Here is a 17,373-nt window from a genome sequence, read left to right as displayed (position 1 = left end):
GTAATGAGTTTTTTGTATCTTTGCACGCATTGTAACGAATTTAAATACAAATAAGATATGAATACTTTAAAGAAATGTCTGCCCGATGCGATAGTTATCGTCATCTTTGCAGTAATCTCTTTTGCTTACTTCTTTGTGCCTGTATCGCAAGGCAAGATTCTTTTCCGCCACGATTCACAAGCAAGTGTAGGCTTAGGACAGGAACTTACACAGTATGAACAACGCACTGGTGAGGTTACACGTTGGACTAACTCTGTTTTTAGTGGTATGCCAACCTATCAAATCTCTCCATCGTATAATTCTACCGATGGACTTTCTGCGGTAATGTCGGCATATCATCTATGGTTGCCAGACTATGTTTGGTTCATTTTTGCCTATCTTTTAGGTTTCTACATTCTGCTTCGTGCGTTCAACTTCCGTCAGTCGTTGGCTGCATTAGGAAGTATCATCTGGGCATTCTCTTCCTATTTCCTTATCATTATTGCTGCAGGACACCTTTGGAAGGTAATGGCATTGGCGTACTTACCACCTATGATAGGTGGTGTCGTGCTGGCTTATAGAGGTAAATATCTTTGGGGGTTCATTGTTACTGCAGTGTTTACAGCCTTTGAAATTAAGGCTAATCATGTGCAAATGACCTACTACTACCTTTTCATTGTTCTGTTTATGGTAATAGCCTACCTTGTACAAGCTATTCGCGAAAAGCGTTTACAACATTTCTTTAAAGCTTCGGGCATTCTCATAGCAGCAGCATTGATAGGTATAGCCATCAATATTTCGAACCTTTACCACACTTGGGAATATCAGAAGGAAAGTATGCGTGGCAAGAGCGAACTGACAAAAGCGAATAGTGCTAATCAAACAAGTTCAGGTCTCGACCGCGACTACATTACGCAATGGAGCTATGGAATAGACGAAACACTAACTTTGCTTGTGCCCGATGCTAAAGGCGGTGCAAGCGTTCCATTAAGTCAGAATGCAACGGCTATGGCAAAGGCTAACCCAGAGGTTGAAAATATGTTGCCACAACTATACGAGGCTATACCACAATACTTTGGAACGCAGCCCGGTACGAGCGGTCCTGTTTATGTGGGAGCCTTTGTTCTTTTTCTCTTTGTGTTGGGTTTGTTCATTGTTAAGACACCAATAAAGTGGGCATTGCTGGCAGCTACTGCACTGTCTATATTGCTTTCGTGGGGACACAACTTTATGGGCTTTACCAATTTCTTCCTCGATTATGTACCAATGTACGCTAAATTCCGTACTGTTGCCAGCATATTAGTTATAGCAGAGTTTACCATTCCGTTGCTTGCGGCACTTGCTTTAAAGCGCATTGTAGACGAACCTACAGTGCTAACAAAGAATATGAAGTATGTTTATGCTAGTCTTGCGCTTACAGCAGGTGTAGCTCTCGCAATAGCGTTAATGCCAAGTATGATGGGACCTTTCGTATCAGATCAAGAGCGTCAGATGCTTTCCGGCATTCAAGGAATGACTCCTGATGTTCAGAATATGATGCTTTCGAGCATTGCTACTATGCGTGGTGCTATGGTAAGTGCCGATGCTTGGCGTTCGATCGTGATTATAATAATTGGTGTTGCTATGCTTTTACTATTTAAGGCACAGAAAATTAAAGCAATCTACCTTATTGTTGGAATATCTGCTCTCTGCTTAATAGACCTTTGGCAAGTGGATAAACGCTATTTAAACGACGAGATGTTTGTGCCTAAGAGCGAACGCGATACACCACAACAGGCTACTGCTACTGATTTGCAAATACTGAAAGATAAATCTTTATCGTACCGGGTGCTAAACTTCGCATCGGGTGCCTTCAACGAAAACAACACATCGTACTTCCATAAAAGCATTGGCGGATATCACCCAGCCAAGCTTCGTCGCTATCAAGAAATGATTGATAAATACATTGCTCCTGAGATGCAAACTGCTATGCAAGCCATAGCTAATAAGGGTGGAGTTATGTCGGAAGTAGATGGCAGAAAGCTATTCCCCATACTGAATATGCTCAACGCCAAATATTTTATAGTTCCATTACAGGGCAATGCTACTACTTCAATACAAAATCCGTATGCACAAGGTAATGGTTGGTTCGTAGACAAACTTACATACGTGGCTGATGCTAATGCAGAATATGCAGGAGTAGGCAAGATAGATGTAAGCCACGAAGCTGTAGCCGACAAGAAGTTTGAGCCTATACTCGGACAAACACAAACTAACGATTCTACAGCAAGGGTCGTACTAACCAAATACGAACCTAACAATATGACCTACACTGTGAGCTCAACAAAGGGCGGAGTGGTTGTATTCTCAGAGGTTTATTACCCTGGTTGGACTGCTACCATAGACGGGCAACCTGCCGAACTCGGTCGGGTGAATTACATTCTGCGTGCCTTAAACGTGAAAGCTGGTAAGCACGAGGTAGTGCTCGACTTCCACCCAACAAGCATTAGCACAACCGAAACTATAGCTTATGCTGCTCTTATAGTTCTTCTACTTGCCATTTGTGTGGCTATTTATTCGGAAAAGAAAAAACAAAAAACAACGAAAAAATAGTCCTCCTATAAATAAACCGTAAGAACTTCAACACTGCGATTGCAATATACAATTTATAAAGTAACTGCATCGTAAGGTTGAAGTTCTTTTTTTTATTCACTATAAATAAGGCTACCGTATTCTTTGTAATCACCCCACTATACTTTAAGTTAAAGTATTCTTATACTTTAGGTTAAAGTCTTCGTGTACTTTAAGTTAAAGTCCTCTTGCACTTTAAGTTAAACCATCATTACGTTTTATGAATGGAAGTTCAGTAGGAAATAAGTGTGAGCCTATAAGCTATGCTTACTAGCTACACACAAACAAAATAGGACAGACAGATTTTTGAGGTTCTTGCTTCAGATATCTATCACGCTCGTCACAGATATCTGTCGCGTTCGTCTCAGATATCTGTCACGTTCGTCTCAGATATCTATCAATATCAAATTAGATATCACAAAAAACTACAGTCTTTATATCTCTATATAATGTAACAATATAATGTTCTGAAACTCGTTATATAGTCATCCCTTAAAAACTATATTTCAGCATAAAGCCTGTACTGACAAGCTCTATGCTGATTCTTTTTATAAGGTACAAAAGAACTCTCATAGCTCTTTTGAAGTTATATGCTGCCGCAGCTAATAATACATTGATAGCATCTCCTTTCACACCTTTATAAAAGTTGCGAGATAATCGGTGGTCTGCTTTAAGATGTCCTATTGTTGGTTCTATACCTGCTCGTTTACAAAATAGTTTGTGTTTCTTTTTCTTTTGGTAGTAGCTGTCTTTAGCTTTAGGAACGTCTGGAATGAGTATCTTTGTCTTCCCAATCTGCTTTATACCTCTATACCCTCTATCTCCTGCTAACTTATCAACCTGCTTTCCTGTCATCCTTTGGGTTTGTTCCAATGTCTTTTCAATAGTATGTCCATCATATTCATTCCTAAAAGAACATGCACCAAGAATAAGTCCTGACCATGAGCGAAGAATAGATACTTTATTGCCAAACTCATATTGCTTATGCTCCTTACCTTTGCTGATACAAACTACATCTGGTTCGTGCAGAGAATATACTTTGTTCTTTGACTTCCTATTCTGAGAAAGAACTTTGTAATATAGCTCAAACATATTCTCATACCCTTTCTTTCCCCCAAGATTACGCTCTAGCTCTCTTACCAATCTTCCTGCTATGGTTCTTAGTTGTCTATCTGCCTTAAGAGCTTTCTTACGATTCTTGGGATGATTACGAAAACGTTGGGAACGGTAAATGCCTTTCAACGTACGCGTATAACTCTGTCGTAGAGGAAGACTCTTGTCATGAACTATCTTCAGAACGTTTTTGATTATCTTTTTATGCAACTTCGCATCTGTAGGATAGGTTATATTCTTCTCCTGTACAGTAGAATCAATGAAAGCAGTATCAAAATGATCTTCGTCATCATGGTCGGTATTAACGCGGATACTTTCTGCTAATATTAACTCCATACCTTCCTCGCCTATACGATTTCTGAAGTGAACTAACTCGGAAGCGTCACAGGGTTGTTTTGGCATAAATTCAAGTCCACCACAGAAATATTGGTAGTAAGCATTCTCGCTCCATTGAAAAACAACCATTTCATCCGACACATTACGCAAATGTTTTAAAATTAAAAGACCACACATCAGGCGAATTGGATGAGCCGGGCGACCGTTAGTGCTGCAATACAAAGGAGAAAAAGCATTTTCAAAACTCTCCCAATTAATCTTATTACTAAGTTGGAAAAGGGGATGTTGATGACTAAGCATATCCTCTAAGGAAGAGAACATAGAGAGCTGTTTGGATGTACGTTTAAGCATAAATATCTGCAAGAATTATAGTGTAAAGGTACAAAAACTTGCAGATATTTGCAAATAATTTATAGCATAATATACTATGAATCAGAGGATTTTTAGGTTTATAAGGGTAGACTATATAAGTGTAGAAATTATTAGATGTAGTTAACAAAAAGCGGATAGATGTGCTGCGCAACAATGGTACGCAACGATGTAAGATATTATTTATATGTTAATATGCCTGTTATTTAAAATAAGTCTAAATACAAATATTAAAGTTCCACACTTTAAACATCTGTTGTAAGTTAATTGACAATCAGACTTTTTTACCACAAAAGGGTTATGTTTCATGTTTTATACACATATTGCTTATAAGGCAATATAACTATCTGGAACATACAACATTAGATATATGCAAAACTAATATTTAAACCTTATATTGCAATAATCTTATAAGCACCAAACGAACAACACTTTATAGCATTTCTGTATTATATTTTAGTCTACGTATTAATTTCCTATTCATCTTTTTTTTGCTAACTTTGCATTGCCTTTGTATTAAGGAGAATGATTTGATTTATTTACTAATAAGGAAACCCTTTAGATATATATTAAAGCATGAAAGTTCAACCCAAAGCACTCTGGGAGCAGTGTCTGCAGCTTATTAAAGAGAATGTAACAGAGCAGCAGTATACAACATGGTTCAAACCAATTACTTTCGAGACATTCGACGCTACCACAAGTATTCTTTTGGTACAAGTCCCAAGTCCATTCGTATACGAGTATTTGGAAGAGAACTATGTGAACTTGTTGAGCAAAGTGCTTACCCGTGTCTTTGGTAAAGGCATTCATCTAAAATATAGAATAGTTACCGATAAGACTCACAACTTAACGCAAGATATTCAATCGGACACTGTTGATAATGTTGAAACACAGCTACCAACTAATCGTGCAAATCAAAGTCCAACGCCATTAGATGCAGTTCTACAAGACATAGATCCACAATTAGATTTGCACAAGTCGTTCTCAAATTATATTGAAGGCGATAGCAATAAGTTGCCACGCTCTATAGGCTTGTCAATTGCAGAACACCCAAACACCACACAGTTCAATCCGATGTTTATTTTTGGTCCTTCTGGTTGTGGAAAGACTCACCTTATTAATGCAATAGGATTAAAAATAAAACAGCTTTATCCACAAAAACGTGTTTTGTATATATCTGCCCGCTTATTTCAGGTGCAATATACAAACTCTGTTTTGAATAATACTACCAACGATTTCATTAACTTCTATCAAACAATAGACGTTTTAATTGTTGATGATATTCAAGAATGGATAACTGCAACCAAGACACAAGATACCTTCTTCCATATCTTTAACCACTTGTTTAAGAATGGAAAGCGTATTATTTTAGCTTCTGACCGACCACCAGTAGAGCTTAAAGGTATGAACGAACGTTTATTAACACGTTTTGCTTGTGGACTTATTGCAGAGCTTGAGAAGCCTAACGTACAGCTCTGTATAGATATATTGAATAGTAAGATTAAGCGCGATGGATTGAATATACCAGACGATGTTGTGCAGTTTATAGCCCAAACAGCCAATGGAAGTGTACGCGATTTAGAAGGAGTCATCAATTCTCTATTGGCTTATAGTGTTGTTTACAACAGCAATATAGATATGCGCTTAGCAGAAAGAGTAATTAAACGTTCGGTAAAAATAGACGACGAACCTTTAACCATAGATGAAATAATAGATAAGGTTTGCTCACACTTCAACGTAACTACCACTGCTGTAAACTCTCGCTCACGTAAACAAGATATAGTATTGGCTCGTCAGGTAAGTATGTACTTAGCACAAAAACATACAAAAATGCCAGCAAGTCGTATAGGAAAACTTGTTGGAGGGCGCGACCACAGCACAGTACTTCACAGTTGTTCTCAAATAGAGAAGCGTCTACAAGTAGATAAAGGCTTCACAGCTGAACTCTCAACCATTGAGAACTCATTTAAACTGAAACTTTAAGCCACCTCTTACTTATTCTAATCCATATTCTTTTGGTTTATGCGTTTGATAAACCAAATAAGTTGAATCGCTATTAATGGTGAACGAATATTCAATAGCTTCGTTTAATGTTCCTTGCCATAACTCGCTAAAGGGATATAATTCCCACTTCAATCCTTCGCTTTCTAAGCATTTGCCACCTATCTGAAAAACACTTACCTGTTGGTGTGGAAAAGAAGCAAATGTTGTTTTACCTTGCGAAACAGTAAACCAACCATAGTTGGTAACCATTGTTGGCACAATGTTTAGGCATTTATAATAATGTAGAAGTAATGCTATGTTTCCTAATGTGTGGTCTTCTCGTTTGCCTGTTGTACCCAAAAAACAAAATGTTGGCTGCCCTTTTAAAACGAAATATTGCAAGGCATACTTTGTAGCCTTTGTTAAATCGTTGTCTTCCTGTTCTACTATTGTATGAAATATGGATTGATATTTCACCTTTGTAGCTGTCGAAACAGAATCGCCATCACCTACAATAACTTCTGGTTCAATTCCCATTCTCAAAAGTTCTTCTACAGCTCCATCGCATGCAATCAGATGTTTTGCAGTACGCAGAATATGTATTGCAGTTTCGTTTGTAGGGAAATCGCCTGCCGCAAGTATCACTACATCGTATTCATTCTTTAGTTCTCTCATTGCTTTTATTCTCTAATTCGTATATTTCTCTTCTCGCATCATTCGTTTCCATTTAAAATACCCAGCAATAGCTATAAGTGCATAAAATGCATAGAGTCCACCAGTAAATGGTATGCCTTTATAAAAATAGAGAGCCGACAATTCTATATCTGCTACAAACCAGACCCACCATTGCTCTATGTATTTTTTAGCCAATGCCCATAGTCCGATTATACTTAAGGCATTACCAAAGCTATCTAATACAGGGACAGTAGAGTTTGTAAAAGTAATTAAAATATAATAAACAGAACTCCACAAAGCTATAAAAGCCACTATTACAGGTACAATTTTCTGTTTTGGAAAACGTGTTATAGGAATTGTTTCGTTGTCTTTCTTCTTCTTACCAAACCTCCAATAAAGGTAGCCATATATAGAAACAACAATGTAATAAAGCTGCATACCGAAGTCTGCATATAATTTTGCTTCGTAATAAACAAAGCTATAAACAATAGGCATGAGTACACTCGTAAGCCAAAGCCAAATGCTAGCCTTGTACTCTTGGTAGATATAAATTAATCCGATAATAGTACCAACTAAGTCTAATACTTGATAGGTACTAGCATCTTGAAAGTATTGAATAATATTGTTTAGCATTTAGCTCTTTTTTATATATATTCTACCTCTCTTCGCTCTCACGATAACAAAGAGAGGTAGTTTAGTTTTTAGAACTTCAGTGTAATGTTACCCATCATTGTGAATCCAGCCATTGGCATAAAACCTATCTGATAATAACGGTTGTCGTTTGTGTATTTATTCTTTTCACTCACAGCACTGTAAACCCAACCACTTGCAGCATAATGGTTATTGAAAATATTGTTGAAATTAAGTCCGAAAACAATCTCCCTTAGCCCACAATGCTGTTTACTGGTTTTCAGAACATAATTGAGATTTATATCCGTTTGTGAAAAAGCAGGGAGTGAACGGTCTATGTTTTCGGAGTTATCCAAGTACTGACGGCTCACATAGTTTGTATGCCAAACAAATTGTGCACCTTTATAATGAAAGTTCATAAAGCCATTGAGAATAGTCGAAGGTGAAAAAGCGAGAGTAGAGTTGTCGTAATGCACTTTCAATGGCATCTTTTTATTGTCCCAATTATTTACAAACTCATCGAAGTTCTTAATTTTATTAATGCTCAGAGCAGCATTACCCTCTAATGTAAGCCACGAAGTAGCGTTCCAGCCTGCTGATAATTCGGCTCCCATACGATAGGAATCTTTTACGTTTGTTGTAAGATTCTCGCCAATATCGCTTTGTTCGCCTGTCTGAACAAACTGATCTTTATAGCCCATATAGTATAAGTTCGTTCCCACATTCCATTTATTTACTGCGTATTGATAACCTATTTCTACATCGAATAGGTGTTCTGCATTAGGTGCAGGATACTTTCCGTTGTCTGTAAAGTTGTTGCGTTCTGGTTCACGGCTTGCATACGCTATAGAGAAATAAGCCTTGTGCCCTCCATTATTATAACTGATACCAGCCTTAGGGTTCACAAAGTTATAGTTTTCGTTAATATTTAAAATCTGATTAGTATAACTACCATTTGCCAATTCGTAGAACTTATCATTCTTGCCATTAGCTTTGTAGTTCACATAACGATATTGTATGTCGGCAAACAAACTCCAGTAGGTGTGCAAATAGTAAGTTGCTTTCGCAAAAACACTATAGTCGTTCTTGTCTCCATCAGAGTCGTAATACTTCAATCCGTTAAAGTTCTGAACCTGACCTTTATTAGATATGTATGTAAGATAGCCGAAGTGGTTACCACGGAATTGCTGTAAGTTAATACCACCGAGTATATCCCAGCAATCGTTTTTGTAATTTACATTGTAAAGAATGCCGTAAGTATGCTGTGTTAATCCCTTCTTTCTCACAAAGTCGCTACGCTTAATATTTTTCCCATTTACATCGGTTGCTATAAGCCCAAACTTACTAAACTTATAGTTTGGACGAAACTCACTGTAATATCCGTATCCATAAGTATAATGTAAAGTTATATTATGCGACCAAGCAACATTGCTTTTCCATACAGCCGAGAGTATATTGTGGTTCTGATAGAAGTTATCAGTGGTCTTCTTCCAATAGCTTCCATCGTCCATTTTGTAACGTTGCGTTTGGTAGTTTCCATTTGCATCGGTAGAGAAAGTCCTACTATTGCCGTCAAATACCAACTTCTCGTAGAGTGGATTAAAACGGCCTAATCCACGTTTGTACAGGTCTTTGTAGGTTTTAATATCTTTACTCATCAGCGTAGCATCGTCGTTTCCAGCTACTACCCCACTCCACGCTTGTCCTGTCTTCTCAAAATTACCGATGTTTTTATACCTTATCTGAAAGTTATCGCTCACGTATGTCAGCCCACCATAGTAAGAGCCCGACCTTCCTGCCGTACCATGGAGATATCCATCTGTGGCTGTTTCGTGGTAAGCACCATCGAAGATAAAATGATTGCCCAATAAACCAGTTGAGAAGTTTACACCTGCATTATATGTATTGTATGTTCCAAACGATCCACTCACTTCTACAGTAGGTTGATGGTTTGGTGTAGCTGTTGCCAAAGAGATAGAGCCACCGAACGCCCCATCACCATTAGTAGATGTTCCGATACCACGTTGAATTTGTACGCTGTTCATTAGTGCACCGTAAGAGTTCATATTTGCCCAGAAAACTGTTTGGTCTTCAGGTGAATTAAGCGAAATCCCATCAAGAGTTATGTTGATACGACTGCCACCAGCACCACGAATGCGCATTGCAGCCGTACCCGTTCCAAGACCGTTCTCGCCCCAAGCAAACACACCAGGAGTATGGGCAAACAAAAAAGGAAGCTCACGTCCTGTTACAGAGAAGTTCGACAACTCTGCCTTTTTAATATTAGCCACAGCAAATGGAGCATTCTTTCGTGCTCTAACTCCAGCAACTATAACCTCTTGAAGTTCCTGACTTTTCAATGTGTCAGTTCTTTGAGCTTGCACACTCACTGCACAAGCTAATGCAACAACCATCAATTGCTTTTTCATATTATGTATTTGATATAATAGAATATAAGGGGAGTTTCCCTACGACGGCATTACCCGTATCAGGTTCATGGGTTTATTCTCAGCAAGTTCAAACGAACAAGCACCCCTTAGCTATCATTCTGATAACCGGTTGCAAAGTTACTACATTTGTATGGAATAGACAAAGAAAGGTAGAATTATCGCTTTTCTTGCAGATTTATTGTTTATTTTACATTGGCCATTGTGTTTTTGTTTAACTACTATCGAACATTAGAACCTAAGTAACCTTTATTTTATTGCAAGAAGGGTAAGAAGAGTGATTTACTTTACAACGAACACCTAGTAGTATTTTTGTTACTGAAAATAAGCAATAAACAAACTATACAAGGCAAGAGCATTTGCCTTGTATATAGCTTATTTTGAGTTCAGTAGAGAATAGATGGAGAAATTATAAACAGTGTCTACAATTTACGTACAAACTAAATAGAACATCTCAGATGTATAGAAAAACCAACTATATATAGCTACTTTTTTCTCAGATATCTGTTATGTTCGTTTCAGATATCTATAACGTTCGTCTCAGATATCTGTTATGTTCGTTTCAGATATCTATCAGTTGCAAATTAGATATCACAAAAAACAACAACCGTTATGTAGCTATATTATAATACTTGAAAGAGAATTATTTAGATGAGAATTATAAATTCATTTATTGCATTAATCGCATTGGAAAATATCTCGTGTATAAACCTTTTCTCTTACATCGTCCAATGCACTATCGTAGCGGTTAGCAATAATTTCATCACATTCTGTCTTAAATTTCTGTAAGTCGTTTACAACCAAACTACCAAAGAAAGTTGTGCCGTTCTCGAGTGTTGGTTCGTAAATCAACACCTTAGCACCTTTCGCCTTTATGCGCTTCATAACTCCTTGAATAGAACTTTGACGGAAGTTATCGCTATTCGATTTCATCGTTAATCGGTAAACTCCTATCACACATTCTTTTTCTACTGTAGGATTATAGTTCCCTTGTTCGTTATAATCGTAATATCCCGCCTTGTTTAGCACTTGGTCTGCAATGAAATCTTTACGTGTCCGGTTGCTTTCTACTATGGCTTGAATTAGGTTTTCGGGTACATCAGAGTAGTTAGCCAGGAGCTGCTTCGTGTCTTTTGGCAAGCAATAACCACCATAGCCAAACGATGGATTGTTGTAGAACGAACCAATGCGAGGGTCCAGACATACACCTTGTATAATGTGAGATGTGTTTAAACCTTTTACTTCTGCGTATGTATCGAGTTCATTGAAATAGCTTACGCGCAATGCAAGGTATGTATTAGCAAATAGTTTTACTGCTTCAGCCTCAGTCAATCCCATGAAAAGTGTTGGGATATCCTCTTTTATAGCCCCCTCCTTTAAGAGTTCGGCAAACTTGTGAGCTGCTTTATCTAATCGTTCGTCGCCTTCTGGTCGTGCAACAATAATGCGACTAGGGTATAAATTATCGTACAATGCTTTGCTTTCGCGTAGAAACTCGGGTGCAAAAAGAATGTTTTCACAGTTAAACTTTTGTCGTACGCTCTCGGTATAGCCCACAGGAATGGTTGATTTTATTATAATAATAGCATTCGAATTTACACGTACTACTTGTTTAATAACCTCTTCAACGTGAGTCGTATCGAAGTAGTTCCGCACTGGGTCGTAATTAGTAGGTGTTGCAATTACCACAAATTCAGCATCACTATAAGCAGCTTCGCCATCTAAAGTAGCTGTAAGTTGCAATTCTTTTTCTGCCAAATATTTCTCAATGTAGTCGTCTTGAATTGGCGATTTCTTATTATTAATAAGGTCTACCTTTTCTTTCACAACATCGACAGCTATCACATCATGATGTTGGCTCAATAGTGTTGCAATGCTTAAACCCACATATCCTGTTCCAGCAACTGCTATTTTATATTTCTTTTCCATACGAAGCGTTTTTTCAAATACCTTGCAAAGGTAACTATTTTCTCACAATTGTGTGTCTTTAATGTTTATTGGAAGCCTATAAATGGAATTATATAAGGCATTTCATTTATATTTTCTTATCGTTTAAGTGTATCGTTCGTTTCAATAAACCAGCCACAACGAATGGTAGTATGTTCACAATAGCAACAATAACGAAGAAGCGTTGATAGCCCAAATATTCTTGCAGAATACCTGTAAACCAACCCGATGCCATAAGCGAGAAGGCTGCTACAGCACTTGCTAAAGAAAAACGAAAAATGGAATACTTGCCTTGTGAGCAGAAAAGCAACACAAGTATATATGGCGTGATACCAAAACCAAAGCCAAACTGCTCTATTGCAACACATAAATTGATTATTGAGAGTGAAGAAACAAAGCTATAACTAAGATAGATATACAGCATCTTAGGCAACGTAATAGCACACACCATAATCCAGAAATTATTCCACAAGCCTCGCTTTTGTATGGCATAACGACCAACAAAGCAGCCTGCAATAGCAGAGAAAGCCCCCACTGAACCTTGAACCAATCCTAATTCTTGTGGTGAAAGGCTCAATCCGCCATTGCTCCCGGGGTCGATTAAGAACAGTGGAGCTATGCGAAAGAACATTCCTTCGGGTATCAAGAACAATAAAAGAAATGATAGCAATATAGCATAGTTAGGCAATTGCATAAAAGTTGTCTTAGTTTCCAACCACCATCGCCTTGTTAGTCCACTTCGAATAGGAATAGAGGGTCTATCTTGTGGACGTGGTAACACTATTGCGTGGTAAACAAAGAATACTAAAAAAATAATTGCAAGAAAGTAAAAGGTGGTTACCCACGACTTTGTAACCACTCTATTTATCACTTCTAAATTACCTGCTAATATCAGTGGAAGTCCCATTCCTACTACAACAGCCATTAACAAGAATACAGAATGTACACTACTAAGACTTGGTAGTTTGCGTAGCATACAAAGTTTGTAGTATCTCGCTACAGCCACATCGTGTACAACGGCAGCGCATGCAGTTATAAATAAGAACGACATAGAAGTTACTTCCCAATAAGAAGTAGTTATGGATAATGCTATACCAAACATTGACACTGTCATAAGCAGTTGCATTGCCAACACCCAAAAGCGTTTTGTGGCATAGCCTGTAACAATTCTGCCTAATAGTGGACGCAGAATAAAAGGAATAAAAGTCCACGAAGTATTCAATGTAATGGTGCTATTCGATTGCCCCATACGATTAAAGAAGACCAGCGAAACAAGAAACACAATAACATAAGGTAATCCTCGTGTAAAATATATTGTGGGTAGCCATAGCCAAACTTTAATATTTGTTTGTTTGTTCGTATCCATTCGCTTGTTTCAGTTCTTTATTTCAAGTATCTAATGTAATAATACAGATTTGCTAACTTATACGTATCGCATTGCTGACGTCTCTGTATTAGTATGCTTTTGTTATTTCAGCACTTTTATAATAGTGTAGTAAAATCTCATCGTAGCGATATCCTTGCACTCCCATCATAGCAGCTCCAATCTGACAAAGTCCTACTCCGTGTCCCCAGCCAGCCCCTTTTATAACAAATTGCTGTGGCACTCCATCTTTTATATCTACCTTTTCAACAACGAATGCCGAACTGTATAGGTGGCTTTTGCTAAGTGCACGCCTTATTTCAAGCTCTTTTCCAATGATGAGTGTACGTTGTGTACCTATTATTTTAAGTCTGTAAATGCGCCCGCTCTTACCTCTTTCCATAGGAATCAGGTCAATAATATCGCCAAACTGCATTGCCAGTTTTTCTTCTAAGAGCTGCTTTACTTCTGCTTGCGAGTAGATTTGAATCCACCGATAGAAGTCTGTTGTTTCTTGATCGAAATCGTTTAGTACCTGAGATAGTACCTTTTGGTCGGTTGTATTGCAGAAAGCATTGGGCGATGATAGTATCCACTGACGTGCAACTGCCTCGTTGGTAAGATTGGGTAGAGACGTTGTATCGGGCATTGTATCGGGAAGAGCCTGCAGATAAGGCTTTCTTATATTCTCCCAGCAATATTGAAACTCTTCAACTGCACCACCACAACACTTGCTATACCGTGCATCGCAAATCTCGCCACGGCTTGTTAGTATCTCTCCTGCTGTCTGTTTAATAGCCTCTACAACATGTTTATTGGCAGCTTTTGTTATACCTTGATAACGCTGACAATGGTCATCGGCACACACATCAAAGTGTTTGTGGTCTTCGCGATCGTACCAACGCACTATCTCTTCGTCTGTTTTGAATAGCGAAGGTTGCTTTACTGCGTTGTTGTTTTCTGCTTTTCGTTGTTCCATTTGTGCCAAAAGCCAACTACGCGATATAACAGCGTGGGCTTTTAATAGTTCCAACGACGATGTAGCACGCATTTCTGAAGAGATTACACTGATAAGATAAGTCTCAACTGGAAGTTCGTTGATGGCGCAGATATTGTTGTTTTCTACTATAAAACGCAACTTCCCTAAGAATGTTTGTGCTTCTTTTCGCTCCCAATGGAAGTTTACTCCGATGGTAACATCTTCGAGTGTAAACGACGATTGAGCATCATTTGGTTCGAAAAGGAGTTCATCGTAGAAGTTGTTTTCCCATAGAATACGACCTTCTGATAGTTCTACAACCTGCTTACCACATTGTTCTAAGCTGCAAACGGTATAGGGCGCATTCAGTGAAAAGCACAATTTGCTTGCGCTAACAATACCTACTGAAACGATTGGTTCCTTTTTTATATTACTCGTTTCCATTCTTCTTTATTGTTATTCTCCTTTATTTCTTATCTTTTCAGTTACTTCCTGCATCGTTTCAGCGGGCAAAACGATTTCTTGCATAACCTTTAATAAAAGCTTTTCGTCTATTCTTTCAAAGTCGGTTTGGCGTGGAAGAATAAGCAAACCGCCCATATCCAATGCGCCTGGACTTATTAAATATTGTTCGTTGCCCTCCTTTGAATAGCAATCTGGGCGGTGTTTGCGTCGTGGAAATATAACAGACACTGTGTCTAAACCCTCTTTCCATACAACAATGTTCATCATTGGTTCCACCTCGTCAGCCTGTTGAGGCAGCGAATTGTACACTATACTGAACAATTTTACACCGTTTTCAACGCTACGGCTTTTGATTGCAATGGCAGGGTAGGCAAAGTTGACAATCTCAAATATACCTTCCACCTCATTTATTCTTAATAACGGTTGTGCAGTAGCATCGAGTTTGCTCCACATTTCCTGTATTGGTAGCATGCCACTTGTGCCTCCTTGGAAGTGAAGATGGTCTGGTGCACTTGCGCCACACTTAGGACCGTTGTAGAAGAACATAAGTTTTGGATATTCATCGCTAAGTTTTTGCAAGTCAGCATAATGCTTTTGTATAAGCTGAAGCTGATGTTGACGTGCCGCAATGGTGAAATGGACAGGCAAAATGGGGAAAGGATTCACCAATATATCGAACTCTTCACCAAACGGAAGACTTATTTGCACCTGCGGACGATTATCTTTGCAAAGGAAGCAAGGACGCTTTGCAATGGTTGCCTTATCTATCTTTGCCCCTGTACTCACCATTCTTGCAGGGTTGAATTGTAGTTTTAAGCCTCCATCTAACCGCTTTGTCTTCACCAAACGTAAATCACTGAACCGCTTTTGGGTATCTTTCCACTGGTTCAGTTGGCTGTAAAAAAAGGCTCTAAACCTTTTGCGCCCTCCTCTTCGCCTTGTTTGTTGAGTTGCTGACGTGCTATTAGTTCTATTGTTCGTAGGCGATCTTTGTACAAATTGTTTGCGTTTACACGGTCAATACTTAACGCTGCATCGCTGTTTCCGCCCCAACGACGGCACAAATATAGTTCTTCGTAAATGCGCCCGATACGGAATTGACGGCTAAAAGCCAAGCCCATGGCGTAGTCTTCGCCGTAACTGGTGTTTGGAAACTGTACTTCACGCGCCAAAGGAGTATAGAATGCGCGTGGTGCACCTAAGCCGTTGATGCGAAGCGCATTGTTGCAGCCGTTGTCTTCTGTCCATTCTGCGTGGTCAATCAACCCCGGAGGGAGTGTGTTAAGGTCGAAATCGCACATACGATACGAGCCTATTATCATTGCTGCTTGCTGTTCGTGGAAGGCATCAACAATCTTTTGCAACGTCTGTTCAGATGAATAGAGGTCATCACTGTCCAGTTGTACGGCAAATCTACCACAATGTTCACAGTTCACAGCATAGTTCCAACAACCTCCAATACCAAGGTCGGAGCGATTAGGAACAAGGTGTAGCAACCTATTATCTGCCTTAGCAATCTCCGAAAGTATCTCTGTTGTCCTATCAGATGAATGATTGTCTACAACAATAACATTGTATTTAAAGTTGGTTTTCTGTGCTAAAGCCGACGAAACAGCGTCGCGAATGGTCTTTTCACGATTGAAAACGGGGATAACAACAGTAGCCTCAACAGCAAAATTACCACTTGTAAAGTCGGGTTGTCTATACTTCTTAGTATCAACCAGTCCACCAACAGCATACAAATGAGCTGTTGCAGCGCGTTCCATCTCTATTTGTACCTCACGATTGCGAGGATTAACATAGTCGAATTGCTTTTCTCCGCTTCTGCGTAAGTCGTCTTCCTCTTCTGTATAAAGGTATTCGTCTAAGTGGAAAATCTTACCTTTTCTACTTAAATACAAGCGCAAATCATACCAACCAGCAAACTTATAGCCAGCCTTTTCTGTTTGTTCAGCATATTCACGAAGCATCTTTGCATTAATGAGAACCAACGAACCAAAATCGAAATCGTCGCGAAGGCTACCTGCCTGATAGTCGATAACAGGGTGGCGAACCACTTTTCCTGCTTCAACAGAATAGCGGTCGGCATAGGTTAAGGCTGCCTTTGTGTCGGTAGCGACATGCACAAGGCGTGTTAAAGCGTGGTAACCCAGAGTTATGGGCGAAGTTTTCATATAGAAAAGCACATAGTCGGTAGTAGCATTTTGTGCCATTTTCAACATTGTTTCCGTAGAAAGAATGTTTCCAACTTGTATGTAGCCAATGCTTTCAGCCGTTTTTTCGCTAACGTTCGTACTGTCGGAAGTGAGCATAAAAACCTTTGCCACTTCGTTTTCGTTTATGAATTGCGTTGCATATTGTTGTGCTTGCTGAGCGTTATCGCAAGGAACAAAGCAATCTATTTTATTCTTTATATCCATTAGGTTGGTTGTTTTCGAGTAAGATAATCTTATGCAAAGATAGTGCAAACGAGTATA

General features: G+C 38.8%; 11 protein-coding genes and 1 riboswitch. Of the genes, 2 read left to right on the top strand and 9 right to left on the bottom strand.

Features of this window, described 5'->3' with window-relative positions; all coding sequences use genetic code 11:
- Positions 1 to 57 precede the first annotated feature (57 nt).
- Positions 58 to 2,571, top strand: coding sequence for a YfhO family protein (locus tag DX009_RS03910; RefSeq protein ID WP_115083083.1), 2,514 nt, complete (start codon positions 58 to 60; stop codon positions 2,569 to 2,571).
- Between the two features lie 510 nt (positions 2,572 to 3,081).
- Here the strand turns inward: DX009_RS03910 and DX009_RS03905 are convergent.
- On the bottom strand, positions 3,082 to 4,389 hold the full coding sequence (locus DX009_RS03905; protein WP_115082696.1) for an IS5 family transposase: 1,308 nt from the start codon (positions 4,387 to 4,389) through the stop codon (positions 3,082 to 3,084).
- 594 nt (positions 4,390 to 4,983) lie between these two features.
- Between DX009_RS03905 and dnaA the strand changes: the two genes are divergently transcribed.
- A complete protein-coding gene (dnaA, locus tag DX009_RS03900) occupies positions 4,984 to 6,390 on the top strand; it encodes a chromosomal replication initiator protein DnaA (protein WP_006045259.1) in 1,407 nt (468 codons plus the stop codon).
- A gap of 12 nt (positions 6,391 to 6,402) precedes the next feature.
- Here the strand turns inward: dnaA and DX009_RS03895 are convergent, their stop codons facing one another.
- From DX009_RS03895 to DX009_RS03860, 8 genes are all read right to left on the bottom strand, one after another.
- A complete protein-coding gene (locus DX009_RS03895) occupies positions 6,403 to 7,065 on the bottom strand; it encodes a thiamine diphosphokinase (RefSeq protein ID WP_115083082.1) in 663 nt (220 codons plus the stop codon).
- Positions 7,066 to 7,077: 12 nt separating this feature from the next.
- Positions 7,078 to 7,698: a nicotinamide riboside transporter PnuC gene (pnuC, locus tag DX009_RS03890; RefSeq protein ID WP_115083081.1), complete on the bottom strand. Its 621-nt coding sequence runs from the start codon at positions 7,696 to 7,698 to the stop codon at positions 7,078 to 7,080.
- Between the two features lie 68 nt (positions 7,699 to 7,766).
- The gene (locus DX009_RS03885) at positions 7,767 to 10,124 is read right to left on the bottom strand and encodes a TonB-dependent receptor (RefSeq protein WP_115083080.1); all 2,358 of its coding nucleotides are present in this window, start codon (positions 10,122 to 10,124) and stop codon (positions 7,767 to 7,769) included.
- Positions 10,125 to 10,143: 19 nt separating this feature from the next.
- Positions 10,144 to 10,242: riboswitch (TPP riboswitch) on the bottom strand.
- A gap of 578 nt (positions 10,243 to 10,820) precedes the next feature.
- Positions 10,821 to 12,071, bottom strand: coding sequence for a nucleotide sugar dehydrogenase (locus tag DX009_RS03880; RefSeq protein WP_115083079.1), 1,251 nt, complete (start codon positions 12,069 to 12,071; stop codon positions 10,821 to 10,823).
- A 106-nt stretch (positions 12,072 to 12,177) separates the two neighbouring features.
- Positions 12,178 to 13,455, bottom strand: a complete 1,278-nt coding sequence (locus tag DX009_RS03875) for an MFS transporter (RefSeq protein WP_115083078.1) — start codon at positions 13,453 to 13,455, stop codon at positions 12,178 to 12,180.
- 88 nt (positions 13,456 to 13,543) lie between these two features.
- Positions 13,544 to 14,875: a SpoIID/LytB domain-containing protein gene (locus DX009_RS03870; RefSeq protein ID WP_115083077.1), complete on the bottom strand. Its 1,332-nt coding sequence runs from the start codon at positions 14,873 to 14,875 to the stop codon at positions 13,544 to 13,546.
- Positions 14,876 to 14,887: 12 nt separating this feature from the next.
- Positions 14,888 to 15,742 carry a DUF4922 domain-containing protein gene (locus DX009_RS03865; protein ID WP_245944579.1) on the bottom strand — a complete coding sequence of 285 codons (855 nt, stop codon included), beginning with the start codon at positions 15,740 to 15,742 and terminating at the stop codon, positions 14,888 to 14,890.
- Between the two features lie 41 nt (positions 15,743 to 15,783).
- On the bottom strand, positions 15,784 to 17,316 hold the full coding sequence (locus tag DX009_RS03860; RefSeq protein WP_115083075.1) for a glycosyltransferase family 2 protein: 1,533 nt from the start codon (positions 17,314 to 17,316) through the stop codon (positions 15,784 to 15,786).
- Positions 17,317 to 17,373 lie beyond the last annotated feature (57 nt).

The sequence above is a fragment of the Prevotella pallens genome, assembly GCF_900454935.1.
Classification (GTDB): domain Bacteria; phylum Bacteroidota; class Bacteroidia; order Bacteroidales; family Bacteroidaceae; genus Prevotella; species Prevotella pallens.
The sequence above is the reverse complement of the archived record's forward strand: the minus strand, read 5'-3'. Positions and strand labels throughout refer to the sequence as shown.